At 34.9% G+C, this 1,736-nt stretch carries 2 protein-coding genes and 1 pseudogene; 1 reads left to right on the top strand and 2 read right to left on the bottom strand.

Translation table 11 applies throughout. The features are described 5' to 3' along the window. Nucleotides 1-129 (bottom strand): annotated as a pseudogene (locus tag AC1DTM_RS25210) (NADP-dependent oxidoreductase); the annotation flags it as partial. A 220-nt stretch (nt 130-349) separates the two neighbouring features. Here AC1DTM_RS25210 and mleBCA point away from each other — a divergent pair. Beyond that, on the top strand, nt 350-1,207 hold the full coding sequence (gene mleBCA, locus AC1DTM_RS25215; RefSeq protein WP_016105036.1) for a BCA family alpha/beta fold macrolide esterase: 858 nt from the start codon (nt 350-352) through the stop codon (nt 1,205-1,207). Nucleotides 1,208-1,333: 126 nt separating this feature from the next. Here the strand turns inward: mleBCA and AC1DTM_RS25220 are convergent, their stop codons facing one another. Further along, on the bottom strand, nt 1,334-1,669 hold the full coding sequence (locus tag AC1DTM_RS25220) for a hypothetical protein (RefSeq protein ID WP_016105037.1): 336 nt from the start codon (nt 1,667-1,669) through the stop codon (nt 1,334-1,336). Nucleotides 1,670-1,736 lie beyond the last annotated feature (67 nt).

Genomic DNA, 1,736 nt, shown 5'->3' on the forward strand with positions numbered 1-1,736 from the left:
ATCAACAGGATTGACAGATGTTGCGTGTATGCGTATTAATACTTCATTACATTTAACAACTGGCTTTGGAACTTGTCTTTCTTGTAATTCTTCAACACTACCATATTGATTAATAACAATTGCTTTCATTTCCTCGCCCCCTTGCTGTTTATTTTAATAACAAACAATTATTTTTCAAAATTTTTCGCCTTGAATGACAATAAATATGTTTGGAGGTGATATTTATCTCTACTAATTAAGTATCATGAGTGCAAAAGGCATGTACTTAACTTTAATACAATCTAGTTTACGGCTAAGAAACACCCAAAGTTATATTTTCTTTAATTATTAATGAAACGGAGAGTGTACTATGAGTGAACAAGTTTTCAAAGTAAACGGTATTGATATATGCACAGAAAGCTTTGGCAATCCTAATAATCCAGCAATATTATTAATTATGGGAGCTACGTGTTCAATGGTTTATTGGGCTGAAGAATTTTGTGAAAGGTTGGCTAGCACAGGAAGATTTGTCATTCGCTATGATAACCGTGATGTTGGGCGCTCTGTTACATATGAGCCTGGGACTTCCAATTACACTGTAGCTGACCTGGCTGAGGATGCAATCGGGGTACTCGATGCATATCATATTGACAAGGCACACCTTCTGGGCATGTCATTAGGAGGTATGATTGCTCAAATTGCTGCAGTAAAACACCCAGAAAGAATTTTGTCCTTAACATTACTAGCAACAAGCGTTATTGGATCTGATAACAATACTCGTGATTTGCCTCCAATGGATGAAAGAATTTTGACACATCATGCTAATGGTGCGAATTTAGATTGGACAAATAAAGATGTTATAGCGAAATATTTAGTTACAGGATCACGTCTACTCTGTGGATCAAAGCGTATATTTGATGAAGCAAGAACTTTGAAACAAGTAAAGCAAGAAATAGAACGTGCCAACAATTTATTAAGCATGTTCAACCATGCCCTCCTTACAGGTGATGATTCTTATGAAGGTATACTTAAGTCATTACTAGTACCTACTTTAGTAATTCATGGTACGGAYGATACAGCTCTTCCACTTGAACATGGACTCGCACTTATTGATGAAATTCCGAACTCAAAGCTATTCCCCCTTGAAGGTACAGGACACGAGAATCATCCAGATGACTGGGATAAAATTATTAAAGCAGTTTCAGAACATATATCCCATATAAGATAAGAACAACTATTAGAAGGGGCACAAATTTTTTTGTCCCTTCTATTTATAATGATTACGATACAATAACAAAAACCCATCACTGCATTCTTATGTATAGTGATGGGCTCTACCTATATTTTTCTATGTTCAAAAGAATGGACAATCTAACTGATCAACAGATTCCCACGATTTTTTTTTTACATTTTCGGTGGATTTACTATTTTCTAGTGGTACGTTTTTAAATGGATTCACTTCAACTTTTAGTAGAGATGGCGGTTCTACATATAAAGAAAAAACATGACTACTTGGCAAGGCTTTCGATACATCAATATCTCCTACTTGTTTAAATAATTGCTGCGCTGCAAAGAAAAAGAAATTAGTTGGATTAGTTTGTTTATTAAGCCATGCAATCATTTCAGGTGATACCGATTTATTAATATTTATTTTCACTCGATCACCATGTTTAAATCGCCTAGATCGCATACTTCCACCAACTAACTTATCGTTAAGTTTGTGAATCCTAACTCTTTTTGCTTATGCTCTCTATATT

This window comes from Bacillus sp. P4_D3 (genome assembly GCF_056401855.1).

Coding starts and splice junctions, on each gene's coding strand:
- AC1DTM_RS25220 (WP_016105037.1), bottom strand. CDS start 1,669: ATGCGATCTAGGCGATTTAAACATGGTGATCGAGTGAAAATAAATATT.